The organism is Gemmatimonadaceae bacterium (assembly GCA_036504815.1).
GTDB lineage: Bacteria > Gemmatimonadota > Gemmatimonadetes > Gemmatimonadales > Gemmatimonadaceae > PNKL01.
This window is the reverse complement of record DASXUN010000019.1, coordinates 66,943-81,738: the sequence shown is the minus strand read 5'-3', so window position 1 is coordinate 81,738 and position 14,796 is coordinate 66,943. Positions and strand designations below refer to the sequence as shown.

12 protein-coding genes are annotated in these 14,796 nt (G+C 65.8%); 8 read left to right on the top strand and 4 right to left on the bottom strand.

The features are described from left to right. Positions 1-68 precede the first annotated feature (68 nt). Together VGJ96_08985 and VGJ96_08980 are read right to left on the bottom strand one after the other, a co-directional pair. Positions 69-686, bottom strand: coding sequence for a hypothetical protein (locus tag VGJ96_08985; GenBank protein HEY3287240.1), 618 nt, complete (start codon positions 684-686; stop codon positions 69-71). A 581-nt stretch (positions 687-1,267) separates the two neighbouring features. Then, positions 1,268-2,533: a type II restriction endonuclease gene (locus VGJ96_08980; protein ID HEY3287239.1), complete on the bottom strand. Its 1,266-nt coding sequence runs from the start codon at positions 2,531-2,533 to the stop codon at positions 1,268-1,270. A 110-nt stretch (positions 2,534-2,643) separates the two neighbouring features. Between VGJ96_08980 and VGJ96_08975 the strand changes: the two genes are divergently transcribed. The 6 genes from VGJ96_08975 to VGJ96_08950 all read left to right on the top strand — a co-directional run bounded on the left by VGJ96_08975 (position 2,644) and on the right by VGJ96_08950 (position 7,863). Then, complete coding sequence (locus tag VGJ96_08975; protein HEY3287238.1) at positions 2,644-3,111, top strand: BlaI/MecI/CopY family transcriptional regulator; 468 nt, start codon at positions 2,644-2,646, stop codon at positions 3,109-3,111. Continuing rightward, positions 3,108-4,151: a M56 family metallopeptidase gene (locus VGJ96_08970; GenBank protein ID HEY3287237.1), complete on the top strand. Its 1,044-nt coding sequence runs from the start codon at positions 3,108-3,110 to the stop codon at positions 4,149-4,151. Before VGJ96_08975 ends, VGJ96_08970 begins: the two co-directional genes overlap by 4 nt. Positions 4,152-4,159: 8 nt before the next feature. Next, a complete protein-coding gene (locus VGJ96_08965; GenBank protein ID HEY3287236.1) occupies positions 4,160-4,651 on the top strand; it encodes a nuclear transport factor 2 family protein in 492 nt (163 codons plus the stop codon). Positions 4,652-4,781: 130 nt separating this feature from the next. After that, the gene (locus tag VGJ96_08960) at positions 4,782-6,257 is read left to right on the top strand and encodes a copper resistance protein CopC (protein ID HEY3287235.1); all 1,476 of its coding nucleotides are present in this window, start codon (positions 4,782-4,784) and stop codon (positions 6,255-6,257) included. Between the two features lie 96 nt (positions 6,258-6,353). Next, entirely contained in the window at positions 6,354-6,977 is a 624-nt protein-coding gene (locus VGJ96_08955; GenBank protein ID HEY3287234.1) for a class I SAM-dependent methyltransferase, read from the top strand. A gap of 169 nt (positions 6,978-7,146) precedes the next feature. Next, positions 7,147-7,863, top strand: coding sequence for a methyltransferase domain-containing protein (locus VGJ96_08950; protein ID HEY3287233.1), 717 nt, complete (start codon positions 7,147-7,149; stop codon positions 7,861-7,863). A gap of 34 nt (positions 7,864-7,897) precedes the next feature. Here the strand turns inward: VGJ96_08950 and VGJ96_08945 are convergent, their stop codons facing one another. Together VGJ96_08945 and VGJ96_08940 are read right to left on the bottom strand one after the other, a co-directional pair. Beyond that, positions 7,898-8,422 (bottom strand): Ig-like domain-containing protein, encoded by a 525-nt coding sequence (locus VGJ96_08945; GenBank protein ID HEY3287232.1) that lies wholly within the window; start codon positions 8,420-8,422, stop codon positions 7,898-7,900. A 602-nt stretch (positions 8,423-9,024) separates the two neighbouring features. Next, the gene (locus VGJ96_08940) at positions 9,025-9,564 is read right to left on the bottom strand and encodes a hypothetical protein (protein ID HEY3287231.1); all 540 of its coding nucleotides are present in this window, start codon (positions 9,562-9,564) and stop codon (positions 9,025-9,027) included. 215 nt (positions 9,565-9,779) lie between these two features. On the opposite strand from VGJ96_08940, the gene VGJ96_08935 reads away from it, so the two are divergent. Both VGJ96_08935 and VGJ96_08930 read left to right on the top strand, forming a co-directional pair. Next, entirely contained in the window at positions 9,780-11,363 is a 1,584-nt protein-coding gene (locus tag VGJ96_08935) for an amidase family protein (GenBank protein HEY3287230.1), read from the top strand. 397 nt (positions 11,364-11,760) lie between these two features. Beyond that, complete coding sequence (locus tag VGJ96_08930; protein ID HEY3287229.1) at positions 11,761-14,787, top strand: SusC/RagA family TonB-linked outer membrane protein; 3,027 nt, start codon at positions 11,761-11,763, stop codon at positions 14,785-14,787. Positions 14,788-14,796: the final 9 nt, after the last annotated feature.

Sequence of the window (14,796 nt, the reverse complement as noted above, 5' to 3'; positions counted from 1 at the left end):
CATGCTGTACTGCATCGCGATCTCCGAAGGTGGTTAATACAACGAGCGAGCGGATCCGTGTCTTCTCGTCACTTCATGTGATGGGGTGCGGTCTTGGCGGTCTTGGCGGGTTTGGCCGACATCTTGTCACACTGTTTGAGGATCGCGGTCGTATGCGCGGAGACCACCTTGGCATCCGGCGTACCGACATTCACTGCGGATTCCAGAGCCGTGAGATGCTCGTCGAGCGCCGCGAGGTGGCTCTGCATGTCCTGCATCGTTCCTGACATCGGCGGCTTCGTCTTATCGCCCATCATCTTGTCACCCATCATCATGCCGCTCATCGGCTTGTCGCCCATCGTCGTCATCTGCGCCTGGTGGTGTTGCAGCATCTGCTCGAAACTGCGCCTCATTTCGGCCACCGCAGGTCGTGCGATGTCGACGTCGACGGCCTTCGCCTTCGTGCTCGATGCCAGCAATGCCCGAGCAAACGTCTCCAGGTTGGCGCGATAGGCCATGGCCAGCACGTGATGTGGTTGGCTCTCCATGCCACTCATGTCTTTCATCTCCCTCATGCCCGCTTGATGCTGGGGCATCTTGTCGGGAGAGGGCGAGGGAGCCTGCGCCAAGGCGGTTGCGGTGGCGCCGCTCAGCAGCAGAATCAGACCGGCTGCGGCCGGGATCATCGAATGCCTGTGGTTCTTCATGATGCTACCTCAATTGGGGTTGGCCTTTCGGCGCGATTTGGTGACCTGCAAACGACGATGCCCTCCGAGAACCGGCGGCAAGATCAAGAAGCCGCCGTCTGAGTGCATGGCGGCGACGTTGTGCTCGAGGCCGTTGATGCCACGTCTTTCCATCTGGGTCTCGAGAGCTGGCGACGTGGAGGAGGACGAACTCAACTTCACGCTTTACGTGCCAGAAATTTTACGGTGCGTAAAATCGAAGGCTATCAGGCAAGCCCCTATCCGGGGCGGAGGATACACTGGACGCGCCCGTGGGCATGCAGCCCTCATACGCGGCTGTGGACGCGACGGCGGTGGCCGTTGCGACGTCCATCTCGCACACGGGGTCTTTCACATCGGCCGCGGTCTTCATTGTCATCGTCCTTCGTGTATGGGTTGATGGTCGACGGAAGGACAAACGTTAGCTCAGCGAGACTCCCAACTCAGGCATCTGTTCGAACTAAGGAGTCTCGCAAACGCAGGTTATGGCGCGCGCAGGAGATGGGCAATCACTCAAACGGAGTAGCCCTCTGCACTACTTCGCCACCTTTCCTGAGCTGGCGCTAGAGCGCCTTCGCGATCGCCTCGATCGCTTTCGACCCCGAACCGAACCGCGCCATGCTCTCCCGATGTTCGGCGAGGGCCCCGTACGGAATGAACCGGACCGCCAACTCGCCGATGCGCTGAAACGCCGGGCGTGCCAATTGCGCGCGCACATCGGCCTCGCGCGCATCAGGTGCGACCAGGTACAGGCCATGCGCCGTGCCCGCACCGGCGCCGAGCGCCAGGTCGAGCAGGCGAACGATGCCGCTGTAGATCGACGTCGTATGCTCGACCTCGAAAGCGGCGTGCACCTGCTGGCTCGCCGCGTCCAGCCAGAGCACGTCGATGAGTCGGATGGCATCCCCGCCAGGTCCGTTCTGCAAGGCATCCGGCAGGGTCTCCAGGCAACCGTCGCCGAGTCGACCGGTCCCCAACTCGCGCCGCTGATCGTTGCTCGCGATCCACACCGAAAACCCGAGTGCCTTGCCAAGATCGCGCAGCCACCCTTGGACCTGAGTGTGTGACAGTTCCTCTGCGACGTCCCTCGGGACCGCGGCAGCGGCGGACGCCTGCAGCGCGGCATCGAGCGCATCACGCCAGGCGCGATGCGCGTCAACGGTCGTCTCCGCTGGAAGCGGCGGGGCGGGGTACCTCCCGCTTCCGACGTCAAAGAGGAAGCCGGCTATTGCTCCGAGGTCATTTGACAGGACATTTCGGTACTTCGTCGTCAGGTCGAGCATCCCTCGTCGCATGGCCAGGTATGCCGACCATTTGCCGAGCGGGACCCGCACACCCGTGACGAGTTCGTACCCTTTGGCGATAGCCGTGTTGCTCGGCGGAGCAATCGTGGGATGGAGGAAGTACAGCAGGTTGGCGGCAGCGGGTCCCAGTCCCTTGATCTGTACGGCATCGAGGCGATGGATGGCTGTCAGGACCTCAGCCTCGGTGTCGCAGCAGGCGCACTGGTCAAGAAACGCGGCAAAGGCGAGCTGGTTGTCGCGGTTCTCGTAGATGTCCGGGATGCGGAGTTTCGGCTTCCACAGGAACGCGTGATCCGCCCCGCGAAACAGGGGCCGTTGTTCGGCCACGGACTTCACGACGGTCTCGAGCGACGACCCGCGGTACTGGCGCCCGAAGGTGTCCGACCGGACCTGCTCCACGACGAGCGAAAGCCCGCGGCGGATGCTCCGAAAGTTCTTCAGGCGCTCGTCCCACAGGAACCAGCGGTGATACGATCCGGCGGGATCTTCGCGCCAGCGAGCCAGCAACGTCGCGAGCAGGTCCATGAAGTCGGGTCGGGCGAGAGGGAACTGGCCGCTTTACGCAGGGTAAAGCTTCGCGTAGGTTTCAGTTGCTGGCAAGGTAGCGCACCCTAGTATGGCATTCGGGAGCACGCATGGCACGATCGAAATCTACCGGGCGCACGCGTCCGGAGCCGAAGTTGCAGGATACCGTCCGGCTGTCAGCCGAAGGACTTGCCAAGGTGCTGGGCGACCTTGAGGCGCGGATTCTGCACGTTGTGTGGGACCTGGGTCGTCCCGCAACGGCACGGGTGATCCATGAGCGCGTGGTGCGGTCGCACCCGGTGTCGCCGCTGACGACCATCACGGTGCTGAATCGCCTGGCGTCCAAGCGCATCCTCGAACGGACGCGAACGGACGACCTCTATCACTACGCCGCGCGTCTTGACGAGGCGGCGTTCATGGCCCATGCCTCGCGACGCGTCGTGGAAGGCATCCTTTCCTTCGGTCCGGATGCGGTAGCGGCATCGCTCGTCGATGTGCTCGCCGAGCAGGACCCGTCGCAGCTCGAGGATCTCGCGCGGCTGGTACGCCGCAAGTTGCGCGAGCGCGACGGAGCGTGACAACCGAGGTGGTTGACAGGCCGGCGGTTCTGCCGCCGCTGGTGCGGCGCGAGCAACGCCATCGGCGACGTGTGCTGCTCACGCTGGCGGCGTTCCTCGTGTTGAGCATCAGTCCGGTCATCGGCCACCATCTCATCGGAGCCATCCCGTGGCTGTCGGCGTCGCAGCAGCATCTGGGTATCATCTGTCTGGTCGCGCTGCATCATCTACTGGCACCCGTTCATACCGTCTTTCACGTCCTCTTGTACGCTGGGCTCGCGTACGCGACCTTCGACCGCGTGCGAGCCGCCCGTCGGCATGCGCGCGTCATGCGGGCGCTGCCGCTGGACCCGCTCCCGCTCGACGACGCGGTGCGCGTCGCCGCCGTTCAGGTGGGACTACCCGACGGGCGCGTACGGGTCGTCGATGGCCTTCCCAACCCGGCGTTCACAACCGGCTGGTGGCGGCCCCGGGTGTATGTCGCCGGGGACCTGTCGCAGCGACTCGCACCGGACGAACTGGTGGCCGTTCTCGCCCATGAGGCCGAGCACGTGCGCCGGCGCGATCCGCTTCGCCTCTTCGTCCTGCGCTTCTTGGCTGGCGTGCTGTTCTGGCTGCCGGCCATCCGCCGGCTGGTGGATGACCTGAACGACGAAACGGAGATCGCCGCCGATGATGCGGCGGCCCGCCTGCACGCGCTTCCCTTGGCCTCTGCCATCCTTCGCCTCGCCGGCGCCGAGGTCGATGCTGCCGAGCCAGCCGTGGGCTTTCAGCGGCCCGACCTGATGGCGCGACGCATTCGCCGTCTCGCGGGCGAAGACGTCTCGGCAGGAACGCATGTGTCCGGGGCGTCCCTCGGGGCCGCGGGGACCGCGCTGGTGATGGCGTGGGCTTCCGGCCTGATGGTGTTGCATCCCCTCGCACCGCCCGGTACCGCGTTCTCGCACTGTGAGCATCGTGGTTCCTGGGCCATCACCCACCTCATCTGTCCCGGCCTGCAGCTGAGCCGTACACCGGCGCTGTGTCCGCATACGACGCGCCAGAAGCCAACCACAACTTGAGGCTCCCCATGCGCACGTTCCGGACATTCGCCCCGCTGACTGCCGCCTTGTGGCTCGGTTGTGCGCCGCTCGCCGCCCAGTCCTCGCGCGCCGTTCAAGGCACAGACGTTTCCCGCGTCAGCGCGACGCTGACGGCCTTGTTCGCGGCGTCGGAACGGCAGGACATGGCGGCCCTCGACTCGCTCTACGCCGGCGACAGCCTCACCATCTTCGAGGGGACGGGCGTCAATCGTGGGTGGACGGACTACCGGGATCATCACCTCGCCCCGGAGCTGCAGGAAATGAAGAACCTTCAGTACCGACCGTCGGACCTTGAGGTGCATGTGGATGGTACAACGGCATGGGTGCTGTTTCGATACACGCTCAAGGCCGACATCAAAGATCGACGCGCCGATTCCGTTGGACTCGGCACGGCGATTCTTGAGCGGCGGGGCGCCCGTTGGGTCGTGCGGCACATGCAGACCGCGGGTCGCGCGCGCCGTACCACCGATCCCCTCTGACGCGTCGCTCGCACCCACGCGCCATTGCCCCGGTTGATACCTCTTCGAGCGTGGTTGTAAAGTCGCGTTTTATTGTCTGTAAAATCACCGGCGAATATTACGCGGTCCCCCGTCATCTGGAGCTGGTTGAATGGTCTCGCTGATCCGAACTCGTTCGCTCGCACTGCTCCTGTCTCTCGTCATTCCGGTGCGTGAGGCGGTCGCGCATCCGCGACTCGTCCGGACGGATCCGGCGGCAGGTGCCCGTGTCGCCGCGCCGCGCGCCCTTGCTCTCACCTTCAATGAGGCGCTTTCTGCAGCACTCTGCCGTGTGACCCTGCTCGACGGGGCGATGAAGCCCGTCACGCTCGACGCGGTGAAGTCCGTGTCCGGCGACCCAAAGACGCTGTCGGTGGTCATTCGCGGATCAATGGCGCCTGGCCACTATACAGTGAAATGGCAGGTCGCCGGTGATGACGGACACCCAATGCGTGGGCAGTACACGTTCGAGGTCGAAGCGGGAGCAACAGGCGCGACGGAGCACCGCCAGGGCGCCCCAATGCTCCTCGCTGGTGTGACGTTCGCACTGCCACTGCCGGCGGTCGCGAGCGCCCTGCGACCGTGGATGGCCGCGGCAGCCGGCACGGTCGCCGCCGCGGCGCGCGGTCTGGACTCCGCCGATGCGGAGTTCGGTGTTGAATCGCCGGCGTATGTCCTCCTTCGTGCCATTCAGTCGGTGGCCGTCATCGCCTTACTCGGCGTTCTTGCCCTGCATTTCCTGGTCGGCCCACGACTCGCGCGCATTGTGCCTGACGGCATTGCCGCCCTCCGAATGGCCGAACAGGCGGCGGTTCGGTGGCTCACGCCGGCCTTGGCGCTGCTGCTTGTCGCGACCATTGGGCGTCTCTTCGCGCAGCAGGCAGCGCTGTTTGGCACGGAGGAAATGCCGACGCAAGCGTCCCTGTCGGCGATTCTGTTTCAGTCGCTTTGGGGGCGCGCCTGGTTGATCGCGTTTGGCGCAACGATTGTCGGTCTCGTGGCAGCGCGTCGCCTCCGTGGTGCGGGAGCGGCGGGATGGATGCCGCTCGCCGTCGCTGCGTTGGCCCTCACGGTCAGCATGGCGATGTCCGGCCATGCGGCGGCGGCCTCCGCCTTCGCGATGACGCTTCATGCGTTGCATGTGATCGGCGCCGGTGGCTGGATCGGGAGTCTGGGCATCCTGATGCTGGTCACGGTGCCTGCGGTGCTGCGGTCAGGCGAAGACGAACCCCACCTTCCCATTGCGGGGCTCGTTCGTGCCTTTAGCCCCACCGCCCTGGCGTGCGCTGGCCTCGTCGCGGCGACCGGCGTCGCAGCCGCGTGGCGCAACCTCGGATCGGCGAGCGGCCTCTGGGAGTCGCGCTACGGGCAGGTGTTGCTGGTGAAACTGGCCCTACTCTCGATAGCCGGCCTGGTCGGCTTCTACAACTGGCGATTCGTCCTGCCGGGGCTCGGCGGTGAGACCGCCACGGGTCGACTGCGGCGTTCCGCAGCCGTCGAGCTGGCCGCCGCCGCGCTCGTGCTCGTCGTGACCGCCGTGCTGGTCGCGACACCAATGCCAGCGGGCATGGTCGCCGCCGCACAGTGATAGAGGCCTTGAATGCTGGGCTGCGAGCTACTGACTCGGGCGAAAAAAGGCAGGAATCCGTGGTGACACACGTGACCGCTTCCTGACGGAGGCTGTATGTCCTGGATACTCGCGTCGGTCTATGATTTCTGGATGCGTCCGGCCGAGGCGGCTTGCCTTGTCGAGTGGCGCGCTGCGCTGGTCCGCGATGTGACGGGCAACGTCCTCGAAGTTGGAGCGGGCACGGGGGCGACGCTCACGCACTATCCGTCGACCGTCACCCGCCTGGTCCTTGCAGAGCCGGATGCACACATGCGCCGGCGGCTGGAGCAGAAGTGCCGCGCCTCGACCCGCATGTCCGCCGAAGTCTCCCCCGCGTCGCTGGAGTGCCTACCCATGCCGGACGCGTCGTTCGACGCCGTCGTGTGCACTCTCGTTCTCTGCTCGGTGCCGTCAATGCCTGCCGCCCTGGCCGAGATCTACCGCGTCCTCAAGCCGGGTGGTGGCCTGCACTTTCTTGAGCACGTCGCCGCCGAACACCATACCGCGCGCTACGCGTGGCAGCGTCGTCTGGAACCGGCATGGAAGTTCTGTGCCGGCAACTGCCACCTGACGCGGGACACGGAGCGCGCAATCGAAGCGGCGGGATTTCAGGTCGAGGACATCACGAGGGAGAGTATGCGCAAGGCGATGCCCTTCATTCGGCCGAGCATTCGCGGCCTCGCTAGGAAACTGTCGTGAGGCGAGACTGGACGGCCCGCGATTGCGGATGGTACCACGCGGCTTGCAACGTTGGCGTGACCGCGCGTGGGATCTCCTGCGGGTGAATAGAGAGTGGGGCGGCGCCGTCCACCCTTTCACCGGTTGACCGGAACGGAAGCTGGGGCTCAAACTGTCGGTGGTGGCGCGTATGGCGGAGCAGCAGCAGCGCTGGCGAACGGACGAAGAGCGGCACTACTACGCGCTCAACGCGAAGGCCTGGCGGTTCCTCGCCCCCTTCTACGACACGATCGTCTTTCCGTTGAAACGGCTGAGACGCGGCGTCGCGAAGCTGGCGGGTGTCGGCCCAGGCTCGCGCGTGCTCGACGTCGCGACGGGCACGGGCGCGCAAGCGCTGGCGTTCGCCGAAACCGGAGCGGAGGTGGTCGGCATCGACCTGTCGGAGTCCATGCTCCGCATCGCTCGTCGAAAGGCTCACAGCCAGAGTGTGACGTTCCGCGTAGCCGACGCGAGAGAGCTGCCGTTTCAGGACGCGCGCTTCGACGTCTGCTGCGTGTCGTTTGGGCTCCACGAAATGCCGGTCAGCGTGAGACAGCAGGCGCTGCTCGAGATGGCCAGAGTCACGAAGAAGAACGGCACGCTCGTGATCGTCGATTATGCGCTGCCGGAGAACCCGATCGCGAGCAAGCTCGTCTATCACCTCGTGAAGCTCTACGAACGGGATAACTACGCCGAGTTCGTTCGATCCGACATGCATGCGATGCTCGATCGAGCGGGACTCGCCGCAAGGACCGAGGCACGCGTGGCGCCCGGAGCCGCGATGCGGTGGTGGAGTCCGGCGAAAATCGTGATCGCGTCCAAGGTTGAAGCTTCAAACAGCACTGACGGCGACGTGACCACTGACTGATGCCGTCGCCTCGCCGCCGCCGAGGTTGTCACTCCTACGCGGTCGTAAACGTGAAGCTCATCCCAAACGTCCCGTTGGCAGCCTGCCAGCCGGCGCCCATCATGCCCGGCCCCCACTGGCCGTTCATCATGGAGCCACCGCCCATCATGCCGGCGCTGACGACCTGGCCGCCCATCATGGCGCCAGGCGACATGTTGATCATGTGGCCCGCGGTGTCCTTGAGGCTGGGCGACATGTGCACAACGTACGTCGCGGCGCGCTTCATCGGCGCCTGTGGTATCAGCGTGAGCGTGGTGCGATCCGATGACCACGTGGCGGTGGCGGTGACCGCCGGACCGGTGAGGCTCCCTTCATGGAGCACCACGAGCATCTCCATGCCGGTCATCATCGCATGGCTGAATCGGAGCACCACCGGTGCGGTGGGCGCAACGCTGATCGCCGCGCTCGCGGGCTGGATGCTCACGAGCACAGGCGCATTGGGATCGGCCGGGCTGACGCCGGCGTCAGCACGTGAGCACGCCGAGAGCAGCAGCGCGGCGAGGGGGAGCAGGGCGAGCATTCGCGGGGGCGTTCGCATCGGCGTACCTCTTATGTATGTTAATATACTTGAATAGTAATATCCTGCACGAGGATTTGGCACTGGGCCGCAGGTCATCACTCCTGCACGGCCGGCAAGTCTGAGCAGCCCGGAAGATGGGTCCCTGTCCTAACTACAACCGCACGTGCCGAAGTACCGTCGCGGTCGCGCAACGGGGAAACGGATGGCATAGTGGCTGCCGGGAAAGCCGTGCCCTGATCGCGCTTGCCGAAGTCGTGGCGTTCCGGGCGGGATTAGGGGCCTGAGCCCGGAATGGTGCGTGGCCGTTGGTCCCGGCGCCTGGCTCCCGTGCGCCCGGACACTTTCCAGACACTTTCGTTGGCGCTTTGACGCAAATTGGGGGTCCGCGCGGTCGGGATCACGACATCGCTACAGAGGGAAATGACTCTGTAGCGACATTCCCTCAGGACGCCGTAATCGAGCGGTCGTCGGTTCAATCCCGACCTGTGGCTCTGAAGGCAGAGAGAAAACAGAGAAACAACAGAGAAACAACAGCGAGACAACAGAGGCGCCCGGGGAATGCCCGGGCGCCTTTTTCGTTTCCGCGTGATGGCCTCGCGCGGCTACTGCCGCGTCAGCTTCATCTGATTGGTCTCGGTGTACTCCCCCGAGCAATAGATGATGCACTCCCAGTGCGTCCACGTGCCCATCATCAGGTCAGTCGTGAACGAGCCGTCGTATTTCATCCCCCAGCTCGACTTGATCGCGGTCAGCGCCGTGCTGCTCACGTTGCCGGTCAGGGTGGCCGGCCAGACGTTGGGGACGTAGCCGTTTGACGAGTTCCCGCAGCTGCTCGTCAGCCGCTGGAAGTTCGAGGCGGTTGCCGACATGCTGACGTTGACGGTGTTGGGGTCGCTCGTGTTGGTGATCACGAAGGTGACGATCCAGTCGGCCTGCCCGATGGTCTCCTTGCGGTTGCTGCAGAAATCGGTCTGGTAGTAGACCCGAATCGGCAGCGCCGACTTCCACGTCCCGGCCAGGTTGCGGGCCGGGGAGAGGGGCCCGCCGCCACCGCCGGTCAGGTCGTTCTTCGAGCAAGCGGCGAGGCTAAACGAGGCGAGCATCGCAACGCCGACCAACGGCACGCTCCATGTCCGACGCATCCGTCCTCCGGAAAGGTTCATGGGGGCCAAGGCGGCAACGCGGCCCATTTGGTGCCGGTCGCCGCGTAGAGAATGCGGGCGGGACCACAGCGTGTCAAACCATCCGGGGGCGTCCGATGCAATGCCGTGCGCGGTCTGCCGGCTGCCATACCGCCGTGCGCCCTGCGCGCATGGGTCGGTAGCGCGACGCAGGCGCCGAGCATAGGCTAGTCGCCATGCGCCCCATCGTGGTTGCCCTCGCCCTCGCCGCCCCGCTGGCGCTCGACGCTCAGTCCGCGCGGCGCCCCTTCCGCCTTGAAGAAACGACCATCGCCGCGGTGCACGCCGCCTTCGGCGCGCGACAGCTCACCTGCCGCGCGCTCGTGCAGCGCTACCTCGACCGCATCGCCGCCATCGACAAGCGGGGGCCGGCCATCAACGCCCTCGTCGTGGTGAACCCGGCGGCGCTCGCCACCGCCGACTCGCTCGACCGGCGCTTCGCGCGCGAAGGACTCACCGGCCCGTTGCACTGCATCCCGATGATCGTGAAGGACAACTTCGAAACGCACGACCTGCCGACCACGGCGGGCTCGCTCGCGCTCAAGGGCTGGATCCCGCGGCAGGACGCGACGATGGTGGCCCGCATTCGCGCGGCGGGGGCCATCGTGCTGGCCAAGAGCAACATGAACGAGTGGGCCTTCTCGCCGTACGAAACGGTCAACTCGATCCTCCCGGGCTACACGAAGAATCCGTACGCCCTCGATCGGGTGACGGCGGGGTCGAGCGGGGGGACGGCGGCGGCGGTGGCCGACAACGAAGGCACGGTCGGACTGGGCACCGATACGGGCAACTCCATTCGCGGTCCGTCCGCGCACACCGCGCTCGTCGGCATTCGCAGCACGATGGGGCTGACGTCGCGCGCCGGCGTCGTGCCGCTCGCGAACAGCGCCGACATCGCCGGGCCGATGGCGCGCTCGGTGGCCGATGCGGTGCGCGTCTTCAATGTCGTCGCCGGCACCGATCCCGCGGATCCGGTGACGGCCGACGCCGACGCCCGCCGCGCAGCGGACTACAACGCCTTCGTGGTGCCCGGCGGACTGCGCGGGGCGCGCATCGGGGTCCTGCGGCAGGCGTACGAACGGCCGACCACCGACAGCGAGGTGGTGCGCGTCTTCACGCGGGCGCTGGAAGCGATCGCCAAGGCAGGCGCGACGATCGTGGATCCGGCGGGCCTCGACTCGCTGCCGGCGCTGCTGCGCACAACGGGGGGCGGGTGCAATCCGTTCAAGTACGACCTCGAGCGCTACCTCGCCGCGCGCGGCCAGAACGCGCCGGTGAAGACTGTGGACGAGGTGCTCAAGAGCGGCAACTACCATCCGCTGGCGCAAGCGCGACTCCAGGCCGCGCAGGCGGTCACGACGCCACCTGAGGAGTCACCGGGGTGCGCCTCGCGCGAGGCGATGCGGGCCCGATTGCGCGTCGCCGTGAGCGCGATGATGGATTCGCTCAAGCTTGACGCGCTGGTCTATCCGACGTGGAGCAATCCGCCGCGCCTGATTGGCGACCTGAACACGCCGCACGGCGACAACAGCCAGCTCTTCTCGCCGCTCACCGGCTTTCCCGCGATCACCGTACCGATGGGGTACACGCGCGAGGTGCTGCCGGCCGGGATCACGTTCTTCGGCCGAGCCTGGAGCGAGGGGCGGCTGATCCGGCTGGCGTACGCGTACGAGCAGGCGACGCGGCATCGACGCACGCCGGCGCACCGTCCATCCGCCGCCCTCGGCCCGGACGCCGCGTTGAGGTCGTCAACGCCGTGAAGGGGTAGGGAAGCGGTCACGTGCAGGGCTAGCGTGTGGCCATAATTCCGACAAAATATATCAGAATAGCTTGGCGTCTATAGTTGCGAAGTGTCCTATTTGCCGTCAGGATTCTGCCGACGTCAAAATTCTGTTCACTTTGCCGAACGCGAACAGTCGGTATCTCTCAGCAGCTAAATGAGATACACAATCAAGATGACGATTTGATTACGAATCTATGACCGTGTTGAATTCAACCACGGGGTCGATTTATCTCCGATATCGCTTACAGCTATGTAAGGTTTTCTCTCGTGAATTCTTGTCGCCGCGGGCGCGCTCGCGTGTGACTGGCGTTCGTGTTTCAAGTGTTTGCCGCCCCTCGTTTCACCCTCCGTACCCCCACCCATTGGAGTCTGCGATGCAAGTCAGTGTGTCCGTCGCAATCCGACGCGTGGTCCTCCCGTTGGTCGCCCTGCTGGCCGTCCCCGCTGCTGCATTGTTCGCGCAGACGGGGTCGATCACCGGCAAGGTCGTCGACAAGGCCACGCAGCGGCCCCTCAGTGAAGCCCGCATTGTCATTCCGGGCACGACGCTCGAGTCCCGCACCAACGACGCCGGCGAGTTTCGCTTCGGCGCCGTGAAGCCGGGTCGCATGGTCATCGGCGTCTATCACATCGGCTACAAGGCGACCTCGGATACGATTACCGTGTCGGCCGGTCGCGCCTCGACGGTGACGCTGCAGATGACGGCCTCGCTGGTGACGCTCTCCGAACTCGTGATCACGGGCACGGCGGGCAACCTCGAGCGCAAGGCGCAGGCCGCCCTCGTCTCGTCGGTCTCGGCGAAGAGCGTCATCGAGACGGCGCCGATCGCGACCGTCGCCAACCTGCTGCAGTCGCGCGTCCCGGGCGTGGCGCTCACGACGCAGTCGGGCACGGCGGGGACGGGCACGACAATCCGCATCCGCGGCGCGTCGTCCATCAACCTGTCCAACCAGCCGCTCGTCTTCATCGACGGCGTGCGCACCATCGAGGGGCAGATCGCGTCGGGCCAGTCGGGCCAGGTGTATGACCGCCTGAACGACATCAACCCCGACGAGATCGAGAGCATCGAGGTCGTGAAGGGGCCGGCCGCCGCCACGCTGTACGGCGCCGACGCCTCGGCGGGCGTGATCCAGATCATCACCAAGAAGGGGAAGGCGGGCGGCACCGGCGGCATGCGCCAGGCGGTGCGCGTCGAGCTCGGCACGTCCGAACTCACCTGGACGCCGCCGTCCAACTACGGCCTGTGCACGGCCTCGCTGGTGGCGACGACGAGCACCAATCCGCTCTGCCGCGGGCAGGCCGTGGGCACGCTCGTGAGCGACAACCCGATCGTGCGCGTCGGCGGCTTCCGCAACGGCAGCGACCGCATCGTCAGCTGGAACGGCACGGGCGGCGGCCAGAACTACGGCTACAACCTGTCGTACGGCGAGGACCACTCGCTGGGCCTGCTCCCGAACAACAAGTTCACGCGCTACAACGTCCGCACCAACTTCAACTACGTGCCGACGGAGAAGCTGACGATCGACGCCGGCGTGGGCCTCACGCAGACCGAGACGCAGCTCCCGGACAACGACAACAACATCTACGGCTGGCTGGGCGGCTCGATGCTCGGCAGCCCGCTGACGCGCACCGACGCGACGGCCCCGTCGAACGACGGCTGGTACGGCTTCAACCGCCACTACAACGCGCTCGCGTCGATCTTCCGCGCGCTGAAGTCGCACCGCGTGACCACCAACATCACGGGCACGTACCTCCCGATCCCGTCGTTCAGCAACCGCTTCACGCTGGGCATGGACTTCGTCGGGGACGAGCAGCGCTCGTTCTTCCCGAAGAACGACTCGAGCTGGTACGGCGGCGCGCTCAACACCGGCAGCAACGACCAGACGTTCCGCTTCGCCGAGCGCTACACGTTCGACTACCTCGGCAACTACAAGAAGAACTTCGGGCGCGCCTGGGAGACCAACACGTCGTTCGGCCTGCAGGTGATCTCGACGCGCAACTCGTTCAACAACGCCAACGGCCAGGGCTTCGTCACGAACGCCAACTACTCGATCAGCGGCGCGGCGACGCGCTCGGGGACGAGCGGCTTCCAGGAGCAGCGCCAGTTCGGCTACCTCGGGCAGATCCAGATCGGCCACGAGAACCGGCGGTTCGTGCAGGTGGGCGTTCGCATCGACAAGAACTCGTCGTTCGGCGCGTCGGCCCCGTCCATCGTCCTGCCGAAGGTCGGCGGCAGCTGGGCCATCTCGGAGGAGCGGTTCTTCGACCGGTTCGCGCGCTACGTGAACACGCTGCGCCTGCGCGCGTCGTACGGCACCACGGGGCGTTCGCCGAACCCGGGCGACGCGCTCACGACGCTCGTCTCGGCGCCGTACAACATCACCGGCACGACCGAAGCGGGCGCCATCCCGGGCAACCCGGGCAACAACCACCTCGACCCCGAGAAGGGGACGGAGTTCGAGGCGGGCCTGGACGCCGGCTTCTTCAACAACCGGCTGTCCACCGAACTCACCTATTTCCGCAAGGTGACGAAGGACATGATCATCGCCCGGCCGATCCCGCCGTCGCTGGGATTTGCCTCGAATCCGCTCGATAACATCGGCGAGGTGCTCAACAGCGGCCTCGAGCTGGCGGTGAACTTCGACGCGCTCCGCAAGGAGAATGTCAACTGGAACATCCGGCTCGGCGCCAACACGCTCCACAACGAGCTCCTGAGCCTCGGCTCGGTGCTGCCGTTCAGCCTGGGCGGCGCCGGCCGCACGATCGTCGGCCAGCAGCTCGGCGTCTTCGTGTCGAAGAAGATCCAGTCGATTGACGTCGCCACCAACAAGGTGATCGTGAACGACACGCTCACCCCGATGGGCAACCTGTGGCCGACGCTGGAGTGGAACCTCACCAACACGGTCACGCTGTTCCGGAACCTGCGCCTCTCGGCGATGATCGACGCCAAGCGCGACTTCCTGGTGCAGAACAACACCGCGTTCTTCCGCGAGACGCAGCTGGTCCGCTCGAACCTGCGCCTCGACACGCTGGCGCTCAGCAAGTACGAGCGGCTCCGCCGCTACGGCAACCTGACGCCCGGCCAGCCGGCGTTCATCCAGCAGAACGGCAAGTCGGCGACGGTGAGCGACGTGATCGACGCCTACCTCGAACCGGGCGACTTCGTACGCCTGCGCGAGCTGTCGGCGACGTACACGGTGCCGTCGAAGTACCTGCGCGGCCTGCGCAACACGATCAACGGCGCGTCCATCACCTGGGCGATGCAGAACGTGAAGCTCTGGACCGACTACACCGGGGCCGATCCGGAGATCAACGCCCAGGCCGGCGCGTTCTCGCGTCAGGACTTCCTGACCGTCCCGAATCCGCGGAAGCAGACGTTCCGCGTCAACCTCACCTTCTAACCGCGAGAT